11 protein-coding genes and 4 pseudogenes are annotated in these 21,522 nt (G+C 66.8%); 7 read left to right on the plus strand and 8 right to left on the minus strand.

Features of this window, described 5'->3' with window-relative positions:
- Positions 1 to 154 precede the first annotated feature (154 nt).
- Entirely contained in the window at positions 155 to 358 is a 204-nt protein-coding gene (locus KBX50_RS31125) for a hypothetical protein (protein WP_210941430.1), read from the minus strand.
- A gap of 82 nt (positions 359 to 440) precedes the next feature.
- Here KBX50_RS31125 and KBX50_RS33705 point away from each other — a divergent pair.
- Positions 441 to 1,128, plus strand: a pseudogene (locus KBX50_RS33705) (tyrosine-type recombinase/integrase); the annotation flags it as partial.
- 369 nt (positions 1,129 to 1,497) lie between these two features.
- Positions 1,498 to 1,796 (plus strand): annotated as a pseudogene (locus KBX50_RS33910) (transposase); the annotation flags it as partial.
- Between the two features lie 37 nt (positions 1,797 to 1,833).
- On the opposite strand, the pseudogene KBX50_RS31135 reads toward KBX50_RS33910, so the two are convergent.
- The 5 genes and pseudogenes from KBX50_RS31135 to KBX50_RS31155 all read right to left on the minus strand — a co-directional run.
- Positions 1,834 to 2,110 (minus strand): annotated as a pseudogene (locus KBX50_RS31135) (XRE family transcriptional regulator); the annotation flags it as partial.
- 630 nt (positions 2,111 to 2,740) lie between these two features.
- Positions 2,741 to 9,709, minus strand: coding sequence for a polymorphic toxin-type HINT domain-containing protein (locus KBX50_RS31140; RefSeq protein WP_247674785.1), 6,969 nt, complete (start codon positions 9,707 to 9,709; stop codon positions 2,741 to 2,743).
- A 243-nt stretch (positions 9,710 to 9,952) separates the two neighbouring features.
- A complete protein-coding gene (locus tag KBX50_RS31145; RefSeq protein WP_210941431.1) occupies positions 9,953 to 13,552 on the minus strand; it encodes a LamG-like jellyroll fold domain-containing protein in 3,600 nt (1,199 codons plus the stop codon).
- Between the two features lie 1,025 nt (positions 13,553 to 14,577).
- Positions 14,578 to 15,252: a hypothetical protein gene (locus KBX50_RS31150; protein WP_210941432.1), complete on the minus strand. Its 675-nt coding sequence runs from the start codon at positions 15,250 to 15,252 to the stop codon at positions 14,578 to 14,580.
- 896 nt (positions 15,253 to 16,148) lie between these two features.
- Positions 16,149 to 16,325, minus strand: a complete 177-nt coding sequence (locus KBX50_RS31155; RefSeq protein WP_210941433.1) for a hypothetical protein — start codon at positions 16,323 to 16,325, stop codon at positions 16,149 to 16,151.
- Between the two features lie 421 nt (positions 16,326 to 16,746).
- Here KBX50_RS31155 and KBX50_RS31160 point away from each other — a divergent pair, with 421 nt between their 5' ends.
- Both KBX50_RS31160 and KBX50_RS31165 read left to right on the plus strand, forming a co-directional pair.
- Positions 16,747 to 17,106: a hypothetical protein gene (locus tag KBX50_RS31160; protein ID WP_210941434.1), complete on the plus strand. Its 360-nt coding sequence runs from the start codon at positions 16,747 to 16,749 to the stop codon at positions 17,104 to 17,106.
- 407 nt (positions 17,107 to 17,513) lie between these two features.
- Entirely contained in the window at positions 17,514 to 18,269 is a 756-nt protein-coding gene (locus tag KBX50_RS31165) for a hypothetical protein (RefSeq protein ID WP_210941435.1), read from the plus strand.
- A gap of 133 nt (positions 18,270 to 18,402) precedes the next feature.
- On the opposite strand, the pseudogene KBX50_RS31170 reads toward KBX50_RS31165, so the two are convergent.
- Positions 18,403 to 18,536, minus strand: a pseudogene (locus KBX50_RS31170) (IS5/IS1182 family transposase); the annotation flags it as partial.
- Between the two features lie 200 nt (positions 18,537 to 18,736).
- Entirely contained in the window at positions 18,737 to 19,768 is a 1,032-nt protein-coding gene (locus KBX50_RS31175) for a nucleoside triphosphate pyrophosphohydrolase family protein (protein WP_210941436.1), read from the minus strand.
- On the opposite strand from KBX50_RS31175, the gene KBX50_RS31180 reads away from it, so the two are divergent.
- From KBX50_RS31180 to KBX50_RS31190, 3 genes are read left to right on the plus strand one after another with little or no spacing between them, the layout of a single operon-like run.
- Complete coding sequence (locus KBX50_RS31180; RefSeq protein WP_210941437.1) at positions 19,743 to 19,997, plus strand: hypothetical protein; 255 nt, start codon at positions 19,743 to 19,745, stop codon at positions 19,995 to 19,997. The two genes, KBX50_RS31175 and KBX50_RS31180, sit on opposite strands and share 26 nt — an antisense overlap.
- A gap of 2 nt (positions 19,998 to 19,999) precedes the next feature.
- Positions 20,000 to 20,392: a helix-turn-helix domain-containing protein gene (locus tag KBX50_RS31185; RefSeq protein ID WP_204000636.1), complete on the plus strand. Its 393-nt coding sequence runs from the start codon at positions 20,000 to 20,002 to the stop codon at positions 20,390 to 20,392.
- A 54-nt stretch (positions 20,393 to 20,446) separates the two neighbouring features.
- Positions 20,447 to 21,364, plus strand: coding sequence for an ImmA/IrrE family metallo-endopeptidase (locus KBX50_RS31190; protein WP_210941438.1), 918 nt, complete (start codon positions 20,447 to 20,449; stop codon positions 21,362 to 21,364).
- The last annotated feature ends 158 nt before the right edge of the window (positions 21,365 to 21,522 follow it).

The following is a 21,522-nucleotide window of genomic DNA, read 5'->3' on the forward strand; positions in this document are numbered from 1 at the left end:
CCGGCGGAACTGGACGGGCTGCAGCCCGGTGAACGGGAAGATCCACTCCGGGCGGGCTGCCGAGATCACCTGCACCCCGACATGATCCACCATGGACGACCGACCGAGTTACGAGACGTCCCTTAGCGCCGAGGTGATCGCCGGGACTACCACATCACGGACGGCATGGCACCTCCGTGCCGTAGGCGAACCAATCGCTCCACTTGCGGACGTCGGCCGAGAACGCCACCGAGGTCGACGGTGCGACGAAGACATCCGCGGCACCACCCCTGGTGAAGGCGATCACGTCGGCGCGGTCGTCGCCGGTGAAGTCGCCCGCGCCGGGTACCGCCACGCCACCGGCGAAGTTGTGGTGCACACAGTCGGATCACCGAACAGCCGGGTGGCCCAGTAGCCGGCCATCGAGAGGGCGACGCGGATGAACAGCTCGTCGCCTCGGGAAGCGCGAATACCAGCGAGCAGAAGACGAGTTGGACGATCCGCGCTCGCTCGCGCTGCCCGATTGGGAGACGCTGACCGCTCTTGCCGATGCGCTGGTCAACCGGTCCACGAACCACTTCACCGGGTGGGCCGACGTGGTGATATTCGCCGCCTGTACCGCCGCGCGAATCGGCGAGGTTTCCGGCGTGCGGGCCGAGGACATCGACCGGGAAACGTGGATGTGGACGGTGCGCCGCCAAACCACGCCCGGACCCGGTGGCCTCATCGACAAGGGCACCAAGGGAAAGCGCGCCCGGACGGTGCCGCTGATCGAAGAGGTACGGCCGATCGTGGCTCACCGCCTGGACGCCGCAAGCAAACCCGATCCCCGGCTGTTCACCGGTCCGCGCGGGGGGTCGGATCAGTACTGCCGTGCTGCGCGACGCGACGCATTGGGATGAGGTGGTCACCACACTCGGATACGAGCACCTACGCCGACACGACCTACGGCACACCGGCCTCACCTGGGTGGCTGACGCAGGCGTGCCGGTGCACGCCCTACGGAAGATCGCCGGTCACGGGTCGCTGACCACGACCCAGCGCTACCTACACCCAGACCGGCAGTCGATCACGGACGCCGGAGCGGCCCTCAGCGCCCACTTGAAGGCCCGTCGGTCCCCAGGTGGTCCCCAGCTACGGGCCGTCTAGATCAGGAAATCTCCACTGCCCCGGTACGAATTAGAGGCCGTTGACCAGGGTTTTCACCCCGGTTGACGGCCTCTTTTCGTGCTGTCGGGACGGCCGGATTCGAACCGACGACCCCTTGACCCCCAGTAGTCCAGTGGCCCAGCGGCATGCTCACGCACGTTTGCCCAGGTCACCTGAAGCATAAACCAGCCGAGTAAAGGAGTCGTTGCACCACTGCACCACCACCATCGGCTTCCGGTGGTCACCCCTAGCAGGAACACCGGCGTCTACTGCGGCAGCCATCATCTGCCGGGCAAGGCAGGCTTCATAGCAAACCCGGCATGCGGGGTAGTCGCACCAACGATCTCGGCGCCCGGTCCGCGCTGTAATACCGGCGGCGACCTCGACGCCTTCGGCACGCCGGACCGGCTGGCCGGCTCAGCCGGTCTGGCTCCTCCCCCCGCGGTTCCGGACGCGTCAGCGGCAACCTGCACCCCCCCACGCCACCGAGGCCTTCAGCGCGTCTTCTACACCTCCGCGCTGATCAGCATCCAACGCTGCACCGAGTCGCGGCGCTTCTGCGATCGCAACGTCGGCGAGGGCAAACGGCACACCCAGGCCGTACTCGGACTCGCCGCCGCCGAGTCAACGTCCTGTGGGCACTCCTGCGTGACAGACGTTACTACTACAACCCGTATCGCCTGCCGCTATCGCGGCTTGACAACGTCATTGGGATGCCTCCGTCGGGTAGGCGGTGGAGGTTTGGCCAGATCAGTTCGAACTGGTCGGCGTGGGCGGCGAAGATGCCGTTCGGTGAGAGTTCGCGCAGGTGCAGGGCGGGGTGCCCGATCTCCACCCCAAGCACGCCGTGCAGCGGTCCGCAGAAGTTGAGGGCGTTTTGGATCCGGCCCGGTAGGGTGCCGCCCATATGTTCCAGGGCGTCGCGTTCGGCCACGTGCGAGCAGTCGGGGCCGGCGAACCCGAGACGAACGCGGGCGCCGTTGACTCAAACTGCTCTACAAGATCAAGTACGGCCCGGCTTGCACCCGGCCGCGCGCAAGCTCTACCGCCTACGGCCCCGCGCACGCCCAGCATCAGCCGGTCATCGAGACATCCCAATGCGCAAGAGTGTTTGAGCGCAACGGCGACGGCAACGTGCTCGCACCGTGAGACCCATATCGCCACTTGGCGGCCCCGCCTTCGCTCGGCGCGGCCGCCAACCGGCTTCAGGTGAGATCAGGCGCCACAGGTCCTTCGAGATCAAAAACCGGCACCTGGCGCTCATCTTCAGAGCGCCACACTGAGAATATCCACTCTCCGTAGGGGTAGTCACTAATGATTTCGAAGGTGCGCCCGGTTCGGGTTATCAAACTTAGATCGAGCCCAACATCGCGAGCCTGCACGTTTACTTGAACGAACTCATCTCCGATTAGCTCACTGAGACCCTGAGCCTCTGAGGCATCCCCTGAGATCGACGGAGACATTGCGGCGATTTCAGTTGCAGAGATGCGCCAGTTGGTGTTAACACGTAGGCGCCACCGGTTCCCGCTGAGACATACACCATCGCCATCCGCCTCGGCAGCAGCGACCGCGAGCGGGAGAAGCCCCCTGATTTCCTCTATCCACGGGAACACTATGGCTTCAACTCAATGTGAGTCCGAGACCGGACATACTGCTTTGGATTCACGTCCCTCGGCGGCTGCACCGGCCTGCCCGTGAACGGACTGACCGGCGCATCGGCACCGTTCGTGAACGAGGCTCGAAGTCCCGCATTTCCGTTGGCTGAAGGCTGCATTATGCGGATCCTACTTCCGTCCGGCAGTTGGAAACCCGTGCCCGCCGAGCGGGTGGGGAAGGTGCTAAATCCAGCCTCTCCCGCGTCGACCGCCGCCTGCAATCCTGACTCCAGCCGAGACGCGCTTGTGGGCACGACGGTTCCCTCTGCGTCTGCCACGAACGCGGCACCGCCGCAATTGTGTACGAGTACCGGCGTTTCGCCGGCGAGCACATAGTACGTGTGGATGTCGGCCACGGTGAGGTTGTAAGCGGTGTCATGTCGAGCGGTTGCCCAGTCGAGCCCGGTGACGGCGAGAGTGTCTCCGGAGGCTGTGTACAGCAGGTCTCCGGGGTCGAGCTCTTGGCTGTCCTGCCACTGCTGGTCGGTCACGTTCCAGAATGGGTGGTCCTCGGTGGTGGTGACCCTTCCGCCGTTCACCTTCAGGTCGACGAGTTGGTCCTGGTGAACCCACAGGTGAGTGACCTCACGCGCGCCTTCCTCCCCCGTTTCGGGTTCGGTCGCCAGGACGGTGTCGCCGATCTCAATGTCTCCGATTGGCTTCGTACTTCCGTCCGCCATCACCACTTCGGTGTCGCTGCTGAAGCTCTTGAAGCAACTACCTGCGGCTCCTGCACCGCCACGGGCTGCTGATCGCGCCCCGGCACCTGCCATACCGACGGATGTACGCAGGCCAGCGCCGGCGGCGAGGCCGAAGGCCCCTGCGCCGAGGGCGGGTAGGAGAACCGCGCCGCCTGCGCCCAGCACGCCGCCGATGGCTCCGCCGACGACGGCTTCGCCGGCGAGTTGCAGGAAGCTTTCTTCGTCGGCGTCAAGGCTGTTGGTCGTTAGTGAGGCGACATAGCCGCCGACAAAGCCACCGATCGCGGCGCAGCCGACGGCGCCCACGCCAAAGCTGCCGGCCGTGCAGGCTCCGCCGACGATGACGCCCGCGGCGACACCGGCAACGGCGCCGACGGCGCCGGCGTTGCGGCACCAGAAGCTGGCTTGGCATTCGCGCTGTTTGCGTTCTGCTTCGGCACGTTCGTTGCTGGCCTGCCGGTACGTTTCGCGTTGTTGCTGGCAGCCGGATCCACAGGCCGGGGGAACGTACTTCTTGACGATCTTGGTGACTCGTTCCCCGGTCGGGGTGGTGTCGACGAAGGCGCGGTCGCCGGTGTCCTCGCCGTTCTCGGTGTGGTAGAGGCCGGTGGGGTCGGCGTTGTCGATGGGGTTGTTGCCGCCGTACTGGTAGGCGTCGTACTGGTCGGGGTCGTCGGCGACGAGGACCGGGTCGACGGAGATGAACCGACCCAATGTCGGGTCGTACTGCCGAGCGCCGACATTGGTCAGCCCGGTGGGGTCGATGTCGCCGCCGACGAAGCCCTTGTTGTTCACCCAGACCGGGTTGGAACCCCGTGCTGCCCCGTACGGGGTTTGGCGGCGGATGGAGACGGCCTGGGTGCCGGCGTTCACCGCGACCTGTTGGGTGCCCTGGTGGTCGTCGAACAGCCAGGTCAGGTTGGTGGTCGCCGAGCCGCCTGTGCGGGAAGCGCAGACGGTGCCGGCGAAGCTGTAGTACCGGGTGCCGGTGTTGACGCCGCCTTCGCGGCGGATCTCCTGCCCGGGCAGGTAGAGGGTGGTGCCGTTGCTGTCGCGGCGGATGATCCTGACGCCGTCGGGGTCGTAGACGTTGGTCTCGACCGTCTGACCGCCCGCGGAGACGGTGGCGAGTTTGCCCTCGGCGTCCCAGCCCAGGGTCTGGCTGTTGGTGCCGGTGCCGCAGTTGTTCGCGGCGGCACCGGTCGGTCGGCAGGTCGTGTTGCCTGCGGCGTCGTAGGCGTAGGTGCTGGCGACGCTGCTCTGGCCGGGTGCCTGAGTGGTCATTCCGGTGACGGCGTGTGGACGTACCACGTCCTGACCGCCCGTGGGCATCGTGTAGGTGCGGGTGGTGTCGCCGCTGGCGGTGTGGCTGGTCTCAGTCAGCCGGGAGCCGGTGGTGTTGAAGGTCCAGTCGTGCCAGTACGGCGCCGGGCCGCCCAGGTTCGCCACGGTCGGGTCGATTTGGCAATCCACCCCGACCGTCGGCGTCCAGGCGGTGGTGAGCCGGCCCAGCGGATCCTGCCGGAAGCACTGGGTGTCGGCCTGACCGATCTGGGGTTTCTCCTCGATGGAGGTGATGTTGCCGATGTCGTTGTAGCGGTAGGTGCGGTCGGAGACGGTGCCGACGGTGGTTTCCCGTTCCACCGTGGTGCGGTCGATGCGGCGGGTGGATTCGTCGCGGTGGACGGTGTCCTGGGTCCACACGCCGCCGGGCATCTTGTAGATCGAGCCGCTGCGTTCGCCGTACGCGGTGTAGCTGGCGGTGGCCATCGTGCCGTCGAAGCCGGTGAGGCTGGTGTCCAGCCGGACCGGCATCCCGGTGGTCGCGTCGTAGTCGGTGGTGATCTGCTCGGTGACGAGGCCACCGCCAGACGGATAGGAGATTGACGTGGGGGCGCCGGTCGCCGCCGAGTAGCCGTAGCCGTAGACGTAGGTGCCGCTCAGCCCGGTCTCGTTGGCCGGGATGACGTAGTTGACGCCCTTGGGCTGGTAGCGGCCGTCGAAGCTACGCACCTGCCACCGGTAGGCGTTGCTGCTACCCGCCGGCTCGTACCGGATCGCTTGGGTGAGTTGGCCCTTGAATCCGCTCTGCCCGGAGTAGAGAGTGTCGTACTTCCATTCGGCGCGCAGCGCTCCGGTGGCGGAGTCGTCCCGCAGTTCCTTCTTCCGGCCCAACGCGTCGTAGACGTGCCAGAGCACCTCACCGCGGGCGTCGGTGGTCTTGACGAGTTCGTTGCCGTCGTTGAAGGTGCTGGTCGTCACGCCCTTGTCGGGGTCTGTCGTGCGCCACAGACGGCCCTTGGCGTCGTACTCGTTGACCCACCGGTTCCCGGCCGGATCGACCGTCCTGGCCAGTTGGCCCTTGCGGTTGTAGATGTACTGGGTCTCCTGGTATGCCCCGCCGACGCCGGCCGTGGTGGTGTGCTGACGCAGCTTGACGACGCGACCCTCGATGTCGGTCACGGTCGTGGTCGGGGTACCGCCCTGCGGCGGCGTCACCTTGGTCAGGTCGCCCTCATGGGCGGTGACCGTTCGCCATTTCTCGACCAGGTTCGACACTCCGTCACCGGACAGGAAGATCGCGTTCGTGGGACGCGACGCCCGGTCGAAGACGGTCTTGGAGACGGCGGGGACAGACCATTCCGGCTCCCACCACAGTGTGCCGGACGGTGCCCCGGGTTCGGCGTGTGCGCTGTAGGAGGTCGCGGCGCGGCCGAGGCTGTCGTAGATCGTGTCGGTGACGACCCGGTTTCCGGTGCCGTCCACCGCGAGGCTCTGGGTCTGTCGGGGGCGCAGCAGCCCGTCGAGGATTTCGTACGAGGTGACGTAGTTGCCGTCTGCGTTCAACGCCTGTGTCCTGACGAACGGGTAGGCGTTGCGGCCGGCGGCGAACGTGTACGTGTACTGCGCGGACGGGGTGGTCGGGTTGGCTGCCTTGGTCCAGCCCAGGGCCCACACCTTGCTGACGCGGCCGAGCGCGTCGTACTCGACGTCCGAGATCACCCTGTTGTTCGGGTCGGTGGCCCTGACCGTGGAGCCCCAGTAGGGATTCATCTCCACCGACGAGGTCCAGTAGAACGGCTCCGGGCCCGTCGTGATCACCTTGGAGACCGGGCCACCGACCGCAGGGGTGTACGCGGTCGTGGTGACATTGCCCTTGATGTCGGTCGCGCTCACCGGCCGGCCCGCGGAGTCGTAGCTGCCCTGCGACACGACCTGCCACACGGTGCCGGTGCCGGTCGACCAGTCCTTGAGCTGCTCGGTTTTCGTCACCGATCCGTACTTGGGTGCGGTGTCGACGCTGCTGGCTTCGTCGTAGTAGGTCCGTGCGTCGGAGATCACGTCATCGACGGTGGACGGGGTCGTGCCGCAGGCCAGCGCGGTGGTGGTCGTCTGTTTGACCGTGGTGGTGAGGTTCTTGCCGGTGTTGCGGTTGTAGCGGTAGGTGATGCACTTCTCGTCGCCGGTGCCGGCGATGTCGCCGTCGTCCTGTGACCAGTTGACCGTGCCGTACGTGTGATCCAGGTTCTTGGTGCCCCGGGAGGTGCGCCAGCCCTGGCTCCCGTCGACGCCCAGGGCGGTGGCCGTGTAGGTGGTCTGTGTGTCGACGAACCGGGCCTCGACGGTGTCGCCGTTGATCGTCCGGCTCGCGGTCGGGTTGGACCGCCACGGCACGTTCACCGTCTTCGACACCGGTTTTGTCTCGACGCCGTTGTAGACGACCTGCTCGCGCACCTGGCCGGCGAACTGGTCTTCGTCGTAGACGGTTTCGCTGCCCAGTGAGGCCGGAACTATCACGTTTCGGGTGCCGCCGCTCGGGCTGGCCTTGTCGCCGTGCATACCCCGCATGAAGGTTGTCACGGCGAGTGTCTGGGTCGCCGAGTCGTCACCGACGCGGGTCTTGACCTGCGCGTAGCCACGCCACTGCGACCATGTCTTACGTTCCGGTCTGGTCAGACCGTCGTCGTCGGCGTAGTGCCAGGCGGGCGATCCCACGTACTGATACCAGGTGTGCTTTGAGGGCGCCTGGTGCCCGTCAGCGAGCTGGATGTCGTCTTCGGCGACGTGCTCGACCCGATGTTTGTGCCACCATTCGGTGATGAGCCGCTCACCGGTGGGGTCGGCCGGGTCCGGCACCCGCACCGGGTAGCACCGTTTGGTGTTCGTGTGCGGGTTCAACGTCTCGACGATCGCCTCGGTGCACTCCGGCTGCGCGTAGTCGACCTTGATCCGGGATCCGGTCTCGGTCACGATGCTGGAGATCCGTAGCCAGTTGTCGGTCGTGCCGTGCTCGGTCAGTACCCGGTTCGGCAAGGACTCCGGCTCGAAGGTCACCGGCGGCAGGCTGACGGTGCCGCCTACGTGCCCCGCGTGGTCGATGCGGTTCAGCCACAGTCCAGTGTGTGTGGAGTCCGCCGTCGCGGCGAATGTGTGCGACAGGGTCCATGACTCGACGTCCTGCCACGCCGGGGTGGTCTTGGTGGTGTCCCACACCCTCGTGGTGATTTTCTTCAGCCGCTTCGTCGTCCAGAACGTCGGTGAGTACTGCTGCGCGCACGACGTCGCCGACGCCTTGCACTCCTGATCCCAGGGGGTGTCTTTCCACGACGCCTTGACTGGGCTCGACTCGGTGCCGCAGTTGTCGAAACAACGCATGTCGGTGTCGAACACCACCCGCGCGTACGGACTGGTGCTGCGTTCCGTTACCCCGTGGATGTCCGAGGTGCGGTCGTAGGTGCCGTAGTCGATTCGCTCCAGATACCCTGCCCGGTCGTAGGACACGTCGTCGGAGTCGGTGTCGTTGCGGGCGTACTTGTTGGTCTCCTTGCCGTACCACAACGACATCGTGTTGCCGCGCAGATCGACGACGTAGTCCACATTCCACCGCCAGGCCTGCTGGCAGTCGGAGTTGGCGAAGGCCGTGGCGTGGCACGGCTCTCCCGTGTGGTTGCCGAACACCGGGACGGCCAGGGCCGAGTTGGTCTTCGCCGTGTGGCCCGGCAGCGCGTGCAGGCCGAAGAAGTACTGGGTGCCGTCGGTGGTGGTGACCTTCCAGTGCTCGCCGTTGTTGTCGCCGTTGCCCGACGCGCCGGTCAACTTCTCGATCTTCGATCCGTCTTCCGAGCGGGTATGCCAACCCTTGCCGGTCTCGAAGACGAGCTCGGTGCTGCGGCCGTTCAGGTTCATCGTCGCGTTGTCCGAGCGCCAGCACAGGTCACCGGTGTCGGTGGTGTTGTTCGCGCCGCTTGTCTTCCGGTCCTCCGCGCAGGGCACGTACCGCCGCTCGATGAACCCGGGCGAATAGTCGAAACCCTCACCGATCCACGACGGCTGGTTGTTCGTCACCTCGGAACGGCCGTCCACCGAGGCCGACGAGTACGCCAGGGCGACCGACGGCTCCGGGCCGGTCGCCGGCGGCGTACGCAGCGGATAGTTCCACGAGAAGTCACCGGACGATCCGCCCGCCGACCAGGTCGACGACGGCGCGAGACCGGTGGCGGTGAAGTCGCCGTCCGCGCCCGACCCGGCCGCCGCCAAAACGATGTACGAGCCAGCCGCCGGGGTCGTCTCCCCCGACAACCGGGCCAGTTCCCTCGGCATCGTCGAGGTGGGAGCGGTCACCTCCGCGGTCGCCACCCCCGTACCGAGGTCGTTCCTCGTGGGCAGCGGCACGGACCGGCAACCCGGCGCGTCCGGTGTCGACAGGGCACACGTCGGGACCTGCCACAGCCGCAGCCGCGACGCCCAGGAACCGCCCACCGCGTGCCGGAACGAGTTGTAGTCCACCGACACCTTCGCGCTGCCGGCCACAGCCCCAGCCGGCGCCGTCACCTTGAGCACCAGGCCGTCACGCCAACTGCCCGGCAGTGACTCCCGATCCACCACCTGCACGTCGACGCTGGTGACCCGCGAACCGGCCGGACCGCTGCCGCGAGCGACCCACACCGGAAGGGCACCCGCCCTGACGCCCCGACCTGACGTGCTCGACGAATCGAGTGTGATCCGGGCGGTGCTGGCTGTCGGCCACACCGGCTTTGGGAGCGGCGTGTCCTGCATCAGCTTCTGCGTCCACGCCCGCCCCGACACCGAAGTGCCGTGCGTGTCGAGTTTCTCTGCCGGTGGCCGCGTCGGCTCTGCCTTCGGGGCGACCGCCTCGGCCGGCACGCCGACCAGCAGCGACGCCGCCACGGGAACGGCCGTCAGGCCGGCGATCCACCGGCGCAGGCGGTCGGCTGCACGCAAGCTCCGTCGTGGCTGCCGCGAATCGTGGGCAGGTGGTGCAGAGAACATGCTTTCTCCCCGGTCAGGACAGCCGCTTGGAGCAAGGGTGCAGTTGGGTCATATCGGCAGTTGCGAGGTCTGGACGTCGGACGTGTTCGGTCGGGCCCGCGGGTCAGCAGGTGAGCGGCCTACGTTGGTTCGGGCACCCCGATCACCGGAGCGTGCTGCTACCCGGCCTGGCCGGGGCTACGAGTCGTACAGCATGTACACCGCCGTGTCCGTCAGCGCGCCCTGGAACACGGCGACGTTGTCGATGCCGCCGATCCACGGGTCCTTCAACTGGCCCTGCCACTGGACCCGGCCCACCAACAGCGGTCCGGTCGACACCATGGGCGTGAAGGAGATGTTCTGCGTGACCCCTTCGAGCTCACCGTTGACGTAGAGGCGGATCTGCTTCCGCCCGGCGTCGTACACGCCGACAAGGTGCGTCCACACGCCCTCCTCGGCCGTTGACGTCGACGTGATGCTGGCCGTCGGTGTGGTGGTGGTGTCCTCGTCGCTGATGGCGAACTGCCACTTGCCGAGAGTGGAGTTGAACTTGAGCCAGCCGCCGCTGGCATGCTGCCCTCGTTGGGACACCGCCGTCCGCATGCCGTCGGGTCGGTCGAGCATCACCCAGGCCGACATCGTGAACGACTGATCGGTACGCAGGACCGGCTTGTCGTGCCACTGGGTGAACTCCAGACCGTCGGCGTCCGGTGGCGTGGTCCCCGCCTTCACCGCGCTTCGCCCGTACTCCGCGGTGCTCTCGGTGTACCCCTCCTCCGGGAAGTACTCGTCGTCGAGCCACAGCCCCGAGCCGTCGGTGCCATAGCCGGCGCCCACGGCGGAACCACGCGTCAGTGCCAGCCACCGATCCCAGGTCGTCACCGCGCTGGGTGCCTCGCAGGTGTCCCGCAGATCGGCCAGGTAGCAGGGCATCGCGAACTCGAAGTCCCAGTCGCCCACCCGCACCGGTGTCAGCATCCCCGGCTCGTGGAACCCGCCGGAGGCCGGATCCTGTGCCAGCTGGCCGACGAAATCATGCGACACGAGCACGCGGTCGTACGCCTGAACGTCGGCGACGGTGCCGTGGAACCAGTTGCTCGCTACGCCGGAGCTCCACCCCCGACCCACCGCGAACGTGCCGGTGGCGTTCCACGGCGTGCCGCTGCGGTCGACCTCGGCGACAAGCTCGCCGTCGACGTAGAGCCGGACCTTGCCAGCGGCCTTGTCATACACGCCCGCGATGTGCGTCCACCGCCCGACATCGGCAGATGTCAAGGCCGTGGCGCTGTACGCCGCACGGGTGGTACTCGACTGGTCGTCGCTGTCCTTCATCAGGAACGACCACCGTGGCGTCAACGGAGACCCGACCAACCGTGTGCCCAAATGAAAACCGGCGGCGCTCGCCCCCGCCTGGGACGCGATGACGACATCGCCGGTCGTCGGCAGCGAGGTGAGCCGGACCCACGTGGCGATGCTGAAGGAGTTGGCCGTGTTGACGACACTGCCCGGCGTGGTCAACACCGACGAGCTGCCGTTGAGGCCAGCGGTCTTGCCACCGTTCAGGCGGACATCGTCGACCCAGCTGACGTTGGACGCGCTCAGGTCGGTCTGACCGCCCAGAGTGGGCTGCTGATCGGCGAGCGCGGCCGTCTGGTTGACGCCGGGGTACTGCTCCAGGCCCCACTGGGCGATAGCCGGTGAGGGTCGGGGTGCGGTGAAGGTGGCGGAGCCGATGTTGCCGAGATTGCCGGTGGCGTCGATGCCGCGAACCCAGAGGGTGTTCTGCCCGAAGCTGGGCACGGTGACGGTGACCGTGGCTGTCTTCGGGTTGGTGCCGCTGGCGGCGACCTCGGTCGTGGGCGGGTTGGACCAGCCGAAGCGGAACTTGGTCACGTCCGTGGTGGTGGTGCTGATCGAGAAGGTCATCGTCTTGCCCGGGCCGCCGGCGGTGCCCGGGGTGATCGTGGGCACCGGCGGCACCGTGGTGTCCGGGGTGAACTGGCACCACGACGACCACGAGCCGGTGATCGAGTACGGGGCCTTGTCGGTGCCCCTGGCGCGGAACGCGTAGGTCGGTCCCTTGGCGACCGTCACCGCGGAACTCGTCGCCCGACTGTTCGGGGTGATTCCCGTCCTCGCCGGCGGCGGGCTCTTACGGGCCGGGAAGGTGGACGTCACGGTGCTTATGCCGCCCGCCGGCACCTCGATCCATTCGAAGGTGCCGGTCAGTGAGTCGCTGCTGTCTGCGTCGGGGAAGACCGCCGAGAACGTCGGGGCCAATGTGCCGATCGTCAGCACACCGGAGCCGCAGGTCACGCCAGCGGCCTGGAGGGTGTGCGGGGCACCGGGCTTGGTGTCGTAGTCGACGATCAGCTTCGCGTCGTTGGGAAAGAACTTCTTCCAACGATCCTCCGTCGACTCCCCCGACCCATCGGCCGCGCGGGCGGTGAACGCCACGGTGATCGAACTCCAGTTCCCGGTCGCCGCGGCCTGCACCTGGTTGGTGGTGTTCGAGCCCTTGAAGTTCATGATCATGTCGGGTTGGATCGACGAACAACCGCCGGCCTCGTTCGCGTTCCCCTTCGCCGAGTTCAGGAACGCTCTCATCTTCATCGTCGACCACGTCGCCTTCGGCGTTGCGTTGATCGCCGAGGTCAGATACATCGCCGACACCGTCGGCTCGCAGGACCACGAGTGGTCCAGCTTCATCTGCACGTACGCCGACTCGATGTGCTTGCCCTTGAGCGACACTCCGTTGGCGGTCGTCGAGAACGCGAAGTACGACCGGTACAGGGCGCCGGTGTCCGGGTTCAGCCCCACTCGCGCGCGACTCGTGTCCGAGTTCGACGACCCGTTGTTCGTCCCGTACGCCCACTTGCTCTTGAACACCGACCACGCCGGGTCCACGAACAGCGGGAACACCGCGTCCGGATGGTCCAGCAGCGTCTCATCCGGACGCAGCACCAGGTGGTCGCCAGACACCTCGACATCGACCTTGCCGGTCCGTGCCGCGTCCCCCGCCACCGTCGCGGTCGACGGCGGGCTCTCGGTCGAGGACCCCCGCGCCGAGACGCCGTCCGCTGCCCCCACCCGGGAATCCCACATCACCGCCGGCTCTGCCGAAGCGACCACAGCACCACCTGCCATTGCCCGCAGGCCGCCATCCGGGCCCGCCACGACGTCGATGTCCCCACCGATGCGGAAGCGCGGCTCACGGACGTCGGGATGCGTCGCCGCCGCCCGCGTCTTGACCACCAGCACGTGCGTGAAGCCCGTCCGCGTCGCCCGCACCACCAGATCCACATCGACAAGCACGTCCGCGTAGGTCAACGCATCCCCCGACACCGTCGGCGCCGGCAACGTCCCCGGCCACGAGAGGGTGACCGTCCGCCCGCCACGCGTCAGCGTCACCATCGCCCCGTCCCCACCACCCGAGAACGCCACGTCCGCGACCGAGACCCCGGGGCGCCACAACCCGTCTCCACCCCGGGCCAGGTTGAGATCGATATCCCGCCAACTGCCGGCCTTACGGGTGCGCTGCGGCACCACCGCGGACGCGAACTGCAGCCGCCCGTCCGGCAATGCGGTCACCTCGGCGAACTCCGTCCGCGACCCGTCCACCACCACCGGCTGCCCGCAGGAGGCAGCCAGCGCCCTTGCCTCAACCTCGGAGCTGGCCACGTCCACGCACTGTCGTCCCGCCGCAACGACCCGCTCCGGCGCCGGAACACCGACCACCCCGACAGCCACCACCGCCGCCACCGCCGCGGACAACCCACGCCGCCACCGAACGCCCAACACACACCCCCGCTGAGAGCAAGCAGTGGCAGCCACAGTAGGGCCTCGACCTCCCCCCGACCGCCCCGCTTCGCCATGAAAAAACCGTCACCCACCACGCAATATCGATCATGTGCAATGCATCGATGGGCGTGACATCGCTTGATCACTTAGGGCGACGGGAAACCGTTCGATGGAAATCAAATGTGATCAGGGGCACACCTTGTGCGCCGCCCTGCTGACCACTAACCTGCCCTGCCGCCGAGGCACTGGCGCACTGCGGCGGAGATCGCGACCCGCCGCCACCAGCACGCTCGGTGCCGATCGTGGCCGCCTCCACCCCACCGCCCGCCGACGTAGAAACACAGCCGGATGATGCAGGGCCCTCCAGTGCCGGCGTAGATCGACGAGGGCACCTCAGGCGAGGTGTAACTGGACGAAGGCGGCCCACACCAACCACGTCCACCAGTCGACGTCGGATAGGTCAACCGCGCCCGTTTTACCCAAAAATCGTCCACTGTCAAGCGGTCTAACAACACTCCCGGAGACGCCGGCTCGACACGCCTACCAGGCGATTCACAGGCGCGATAGCCAAGATCGGCTCGCAGAACCACCCGAGTCAAGGGTTCCAGCAACGGCTTACCCGCCGCCACATCGAGCTTGGATAACGAAGTGAGGGTCCCCGCAAGTCTGTGACCTGCGAAAACCCTCGTAATGTCGGGACGGCCGGATTCGAACCGACGACCCCTTGACCCCCAGTAGTCCAGTGGCCCAGCGGCATGCTCACGCACGTTTGTCCAGGTCGCATGAAGCATAAACCAGCCGAGTAAAGGACTCGTCGCACCACTCCCACCAAGATCAGAGGCCCCCTTCCGCGATCGGTTCGAAGGCGTGCCGGCGTCGGCCCTCGATCCGCGAGCGGCCGGTCAGCAGGATCGTCGTCTTGCCCGGTAGGTGAAGGCGTCGCGGCGGTGAGCCAGCCCGGGGCCGCCTGAACGTCGGGTCGGTGGCACCGTCGGGCCGGCTCAGGTGTTCCTGGCCAAGGGCTACGCGCACACCTCGACTCGGATGAACGGCAGGTGGGACGGATGGTTGGCGGCACCGTCGACGAGCGTGTCGCCATCGAAGACGACTGTCGCCGTCGCGGTCGCCGAGCGCTGGGTGAGCGAGGACCCCGGCCCGGAGTCTTCGATCACGACCGGCCCGGTAGCGGTCCAGTGGACGTTGATCGACACCGTGTGCAGCCCACCTCTGTTGTCCCGCACGTTCGCGTACGAGCCGCTGACGCTCACGTACTCAAGGTCCGGGTCGAACCGCGTCGTCGGCGCCTGCGTTGGCAGCGAGCTGCCGACGCCCCAGCTGAAGGCGCCGTCCGCGCATTGGCCTGCGAACGTGACGGTAATCGGCGGATTGGGGTTGGGCGTGGTGCCCGCGTCGAAGGAGTTCACCGACTCGACGATCAGGCGGCCGGCGGAGGCGGCGGAGCCGTCCGGGCATTGAAACGGGGTCGACCAGCGGGCGGCGGCAACCTGTTCCGTAGTGGCGACCGAGGCGGACGCGACAGACGGTACGGCGAGCACCGCCAGCGCTGCGAGCAGGGGGACGGTATATCTGTAGGGTCTCGACAGCCAGCGGACGGACCGGCTCCCGGGCAGCAGCTGTAGCAGACGACGCCGCAGGTTGCGGGACTGGAATGATGCTGGTGTCTGGCGCTCGTTCAAGGCACGTGCCCACTCCCTCATGACAATCGGCATACGCCGGGGCAGCATCAGGATGAGCCGACCGATCTGAATATGAGGTGGAGCCTGTTGTCGTAACTCGGGCACGATGCCGGGATGAGGCCTCGACTGGAGACCAGCAGTCCAGCGCCTCTCCGCCAGCTGCATGGCCAATCGGCCACCGCGCCCCAGCATCCCGGAAGTGCACATCGAGGGCTGTGTCCAAGCCGGTCACAGCCACTCGTTGATGGCCGCGGGAGGATCGTGGCTTCGTAGCGCACGGCGAGTTTGTCGAACCTGGTGGCCACGGCCCGACTGCGCTTGTCGCGGTTGATCCCGCACTACAAGCCGCGCCTGCACCTGGGGTCATCACGAACTCGTTGACGTCGCTGCGACTGCCGCCTGGCGGCAATCGAGTGAACTCGACAGGGCATTAAGTCATACCGGGCCGGGCGACCGAGGAGTCCCCGGCTGGGGACGATCAACAAGGTAACGGGTCGTCCCGTGTGGGGCTGCTGGTGGTGGGTTCGGTGTCACGGGGCCGGGCCCAGCCCTCAGCTGGCGGTGATGCTGGGCTCACCCTCTGACGGGCGACCTAGGATATCGCTGGGACCGTTCGAACACATGTTTTCCCAGCTTACGCGCTTGACGTGGGAATCCCGTTACAATATAACGATCTTGGAGTGCGGGTTCCAGATACCGATCTGCTATGTCACACTCCCTCCGAGTCACTGTAGGGTTTTTGCAGGACTCGGCAGTAACTTAGAAGTCCAAGAAAGACGAAGCGGACCCCTGATCCACTGGGTGGCCGCCCAGCGGGAGTCCGCTCCGCACTACCGCAACGAGTGCTGGCCCTGCCTTTTAGGTGGGGCTACACCCGTTTTTGGGCTGGCGCACGGTCACAACCACCACCGTAGCCAACCGATGTCGCGGACGACGTGGTAGACGCCGCTCGCGATGGTGGTGACGCGCCACAGCACGTTCACCGCCTTCTCAGCGGTCGGCCACCGATAGGTGCGCCGCCGAGCCTTGCGTTCTCCACACCGGCATCGATGCCGGCGCTTCTTGCGTGCCACTGCTCTCCCCTCGCCGTAACCCTGTTGGTTCAGGGGCGTCCTTGCCCCCCGGGGAAGACAAGGCGTGACGAGAGTGGAGCTGAGCTGCCTCAGCCTAACGGTTCTTGCGGACAGAGCCGGTCTGCTGGGGCGAGGTACAGCGTAGGCCCCCTGCCGGACCAGCCCAACCATAGCTGCGTCACCATCCGTAAGCGTTCCGTGATCGACGGGTGGAGTAACCACCGTAACCGCAGGTCAAAGCCACCTATGACGCATCACTGTATGGAGTGGCCACCGCCGTAATAACACTCATTTCACCCTTTCGGCCATGGTTCCGTAGGGACAGTTGAAGCGCAGGGGATCCGCACCGTCGCCGGTCGCACATGCGTTCGGGAGACGCAAGGCCGCCGACCTTCCACCATGGCGGTGGAGGTGGTGCCAGATGGCGGTACTGCTTGCTGACGGCAGGTACGTGCTGCACCGGCAGGCTCGGCCGTCGTCCATCCGGGACGCCCACGGCACCCCCGTCCAGGGTGAGACGGAGCTGCCGGTCGGTCCAGCTGACGGGGCGGCTGCTCGTCGGCCGGACGGGGCGTGGACGCTGCGACTCGACCCAGCCCTGTGGCCGGTCGCCGCCGGCGATGTCGTGGTTCGGCAGGGCGACGGCCGGCATTGGGTCATCACTGGCACGCCGCTGCTGCATGAGGTGCCGAACCACCCGGACGTCGACCACGCGGCTGTCACCGGTGTGCAGGATCCGCCGGACGTCGACCGCGGCTACCCGAGTCGAGGTATGTCATGAGCCGGTTCCGGCCCCGGTCCGGGCTCGACGCGATCGTGGGGGTCGTTCGTGTAGCAGGCGCCCATGCACCGCAGCTCACCTCGGTGAATAGTCCGCGACCGCAGCTCCTGCCACAGCCCCGGCAGCCCCGGATGCCCAAGATCCGCTCGGCTTAGATTCAGGTCGACCCCGAGCCGCATGTGTCACACAGCTTCCGCCACGCAGATCCCCCTACTGACCTCTTCACCGATGAGTGGCGGTACCGACAGACTCCACCGTCCGCGCGACCGGTGACCCAGACGGCCAGCGAAGAGAGGACCGTCGACCGTCGGCGGCAGGAGCCACACCGACGCCTCACCCAGGCGATGACGCAGTTGCCAGACGCCTAACCTTCCAAAACAAGGTCCACTAAGGACGAGAGGGAAAAGATGACCGAGGCCGACGTCGAGACCAAGATCGTCGCGGGGGTGCCCGTGCACTACCACGGCGACTACACCCTCAACCTGGAGAACGACTACGAGCACATCTACCGCGAGGACTGCCACGACAACGAGCACTTGGATGCGCTCGGCGACGACCCGGGCGCCACGACCGCGCTGTACGCCGTGGCCAGCGCCCGCTACCTGGCAGAGAAGACCGAGACGCTGGGCAACGTGCTCCGCGAGCCGTACGCCCTGCGCACCACCCGCGACGCCGAGACGACACTGGCAGCGCTACGCCAGCACATCGAGGCCCTGGCCGACGTCGCGGAAGGACTGGGCGTGTGGCTGGACGCCGCGCACCAGCGCGGCGAACTCGAGGAAAAGCCGACCGCGGCCCACGAGGAGCTGACGAAGACCGCCGGTCTACTGCGAGCCGCCGGCCTGCCGCTGCGCAAGGTGACCCTCCCGGGCGACCGCAGCCCCGCACTCGACATGGACACGCTGGTCGCGGGAGTGACGGAGCAGTTGCGCGGCCACGGCATCGAAGTCGCCGAGGTGCGCGTCTACGAGTGGCAGACGGTGTGGCAACTCGGCGAGAGGCGTCATCTCCTCCTGAGCCGGGAGGGCGGCTGGGATCTGGGCTTCCCGACGGGCGACGGAGAGACGTGGACTCCCGTCGGATTCGGTCTCTACTGCTGGTACGCGCATCCGGCACAGATCGCCGCCCTGGTCGCCAAGAAGATCGCCGAGGTTCCGGCGTAGCACCTCGGAGGCGCTCGGGAACTCGCCGATTCCTCAGAATCGGCAGGGGCGGCCTCCCGTACGCCCGCCGGCGTGGTGTCGGGGCGTTAAGTACGCAAGCGCGACGGCCGGGTCCAGCAGGAGTGGGGCCCGGCCTGCCCGGCCGTCCGTCCGCGAGGCGTCACCGCCGCGTTCAGCGACCAGCCTAACCAGCTTGCGGAACTGGACGGGCTGCAGCCCGGTGAACTGAAAGATCAACTCCTGGCGGGCTGCCGAGATCACCTGCACCCCGACATGATCCACCATGGATGGCCGACCGAGTTACGAGACGTCTCATAGCGTCGTTTACGACTCATCGCGCCCTTCCCCGCCACCATCGATTCCCCCAGCCTCGAGCTACCGACGCGGACGGCGCTGTCGTCGGCCGTCGACCAACGGCACCGACTCGTAAGAGGTGCCCTGCCAGGGCTTTCGTAGACATCGCCGCATCAATCGGCAGGTAGTACCCGCATGGTTCGTTCCTCCATGTTGATCTCCAGCGTGCCGCCGTTCTGCGCCGTCAGGGTGCGCCAACATCGGTATCCGGTCAGGATGGCCTGCTCCCAGTCGGCGGGCCTGCAGTTGCTGACCTCGAGATGGGCGGTCATGGTCGTGATGGTTTGGAGCAGTTCGTTGTCCACGTGCTGCAGGTGGTCGAAGAAGCCGTGTCGGGAGGCGTAGGAGAACACGAGCGCGGAGATGCCTTCTTCGATGGCGATGGCACGACCGCCGTCTTCTGCCTCGTCGATGGCGGGATCGCTCTTTCGCTTGACCCTTAGCAGCGATCGCATGACCGGTGACCACCCGAGTACCGCAACGTGGGCCAGGTGGAAGGCGTCGTGGTACCGGTAGTCGTCGTCAACGGCGGAGGCATCGGTGAGAGGATCACCCACTGGTACTCCGTCGCGGCTAAGCATGACCACAGTACGCCCGTCGGACTCTCGGACGGTGGGGGTGAAGGCGAAGACGGCCCGGCGGGGCAGCTGCTCGCCCGGTGGGAAGTGCTCGTCCAGCAGCGGCTCCTCTCGATCGGACGGGCGCCACCGCTGCTTGGCCTTCTCCAAGCTGGCTGCGGCGACGTCGTCGAGGTCGAGGCCGAAGCTGTCGGCCAGCGTGGCGGCGTACCAGAGGACGTCGCCCAGCTCTTCGCGGATCTGTTGCTTGCCGAGCGGACGGCCGGGACCGTCGCGCAGGTGCTTCTTGTATGCGGTGGCGACCGAGCCTGCCTCGCCGAGCAGGCCGAGCAGGGGAACGACGACCGAGTCCTGCTCGTTCCCGGAGCCCTGCAATGTCTTGACCGCCGCTTTCTGATACCGACCGAACTCCACGAGCGCTCCTGTCTGATGAACCGACACGCCGTCTGGCTTCCCGACGGCATCTGTCGTATGATGCCACAAGGGGTCGGATTTGCCGACAGCAAGAGGGGTGAGGACAACGAGCACTGACAGGGTGACGGTGAGCGACGTGATGTCCGCGATCATTGACGCGCTTGCCGTTCACTTCAAGGAACCCGCCCGAGATCTTGAGGCGAGACTCGCTGCCGAAGGTCACGAGTTTCCCATCGACTCCATCTTCATCGCAGAAATCCTCACTGACATCGAGGCGAAGTATCAGATAAAGGTCTCGGCGAATGCCGAGGTCGCGAGGTCCGCCCGCTCGGTGCTGACCTTCGCCCACACTGTTCACTGCATCATCACAGAAAGCTCATAGCCATGGACCAGCACGACACCCGCACGACCGACCCTGAACTCCGCCGGTTGGGCGAACGCCTGAAGGCAACCAGAGAGTACCTCGGCATGTCCCAGCAGTATGTGTCCCAGAACACCGGCATCGCACGGAGCGCGGTAAGCGACATCGAGCGCGGAATGCGGCGGGTCGATAGCCTGGAACTCAAGAAGATCGCTCGGCTGTACAGCCTGCCGACCACCTACTTTCTCGACGAGAACGCCGACGCCGATGTCGGCGAGCACGCGCTGGCCGGTCTTCCGCGCGCACTCGCCGGGTTGACCGAAGGCGACGTCGCCGAGGTCATGGAGTACGCCAAGTACCTGCGTTTCAAACGCATCGCCGAGAAGAGCGCCGGTGACGACGGCGGCGAGTCGTAGGCAACCATGAATTGGCAGACCGCAAACGCGACCGCGATGCTACGCGCTCCCCAGGTGCATCGTGACCTGGGCATCGACCGAACCGGCTACGTCGATGTGTTCGCCGCGCTGCGCGCTGCGGGGGTCGACTGCCTGACGCGTCCTATGCCGAAGCTTTTCGGCTTCTACTTCGGACCCGACGACAGCGGCCCCGCCGTGCTGCTCAACGCATCACTCGACGAGATCGGTCTACGCCACACCGCAGCCCACGAGCTCGGTCACCACGCCTTCGACCACGGGAGCCGAGCCGATGCGGATCTAGACATCGCCGGCCTGCACCCACGGCGGATGTGGACGGCGGTCGAGATGCAGGCGGAGAGCTTCGCGGCCTGGTTCCTCATGCCCCCACCGGCGGTCGACGCCGCGCTGCGGCGCATCGGGATCGAGCAGGTGCAGCAACCGGAAGAGGCGTATGAGGTTGCCCGATGGCTCGGAACATCCTATGCCGGAACGGTGCGTCACCTAGGCCGGCTGAAAAAGATCCATGCGAGGGCCGCCGCCTCGTGGCCCCGCGTCCCACCGCAGCGCCTGCGGGCACGCCTGCACCGGCCCACGCTGGAAAAGCCGGCGTCGCACCTTTTCCTGGTCCGGCCGCCGGCCCGAGGAGCGGTGCTCCACGTCGCCGCTGGCGACCTGCTGCTGTTACCGCCCGGAGCCCGCATCACACACCTGCCGGACGGGCTGGTTGCTGCGGACTCGGATGCTCGCCCCGCAGAGAACGCCGTGAACGGCGTGCCTGAGTCAGACGGGCGCGCCGGTCTGACTGTGGAAGTCACCGAGCGCTTCCGCCGCTCGTCCGCGATCTCCTTCCTTGTGCCCGGCCATGACCTGATCTCCGTCACCGTGGTCGCACCGGTGCGCCGGCTTGGTGCTGCCGATGCCTGGAGCTGCGCCAATGAGCCAGATCGCCCTCGAACTGCCCACCAGGAGTAAGGAGCCGGCATGGAAACCTTCACCGTCCAAGCGCTAGTGCCGTGACCACGAACGTTTGGGGTGTTGGGTCAGGCTGCGCGGGTGGCGGGTTGGCCCCAGCGTTGTTGTCGTTCGCTGCGGATGCGGGCGCGTTCGCGGCGTTGGGCGGCCAGGACGTC

This window comes from Micromonospora sp. C51 (assembly GCF_018070435.1).
Lineage (GTDB): Bacteria > Actinomycetota > Actinomycetes > Mycobacteriales > Micromonosporaceae > Micromonospora > Micromonospora sediminimaris.

Excerpts from the sequence above, each read along its gene's own strand:
- KBX50_RS31160 (WP_210941434.1), top strand. The coding sequence starts at position 16,747 with ATGGCGGTACTGCTTGCTGACGGCAGGTACGTGCTGCACCGGCAGGCT.
- KBX50_RS31175 (WP_210941436.1), bottom strand. The coding sequence starts at position 19,768 with ATGATCGCGGACATCACGTCGCTCACCGTCACCCTGTCAGTGCTCGTT.
- KBX50_RS31185 (WP_204000636.1), top strand. The coding sequence starts at position 20,000 with ATGGACCAGCACGACACCCGCACGACCGACCCTGAACTCCGCCGGTTG.
- KBX50_RS31165 (WP_210941435.1), top strand. The coding sequence starts at position 17,514 with ATGACCGAGGCCGACGTCGAGACCAAGATCGTCGCGGGGGTGCCCGTG.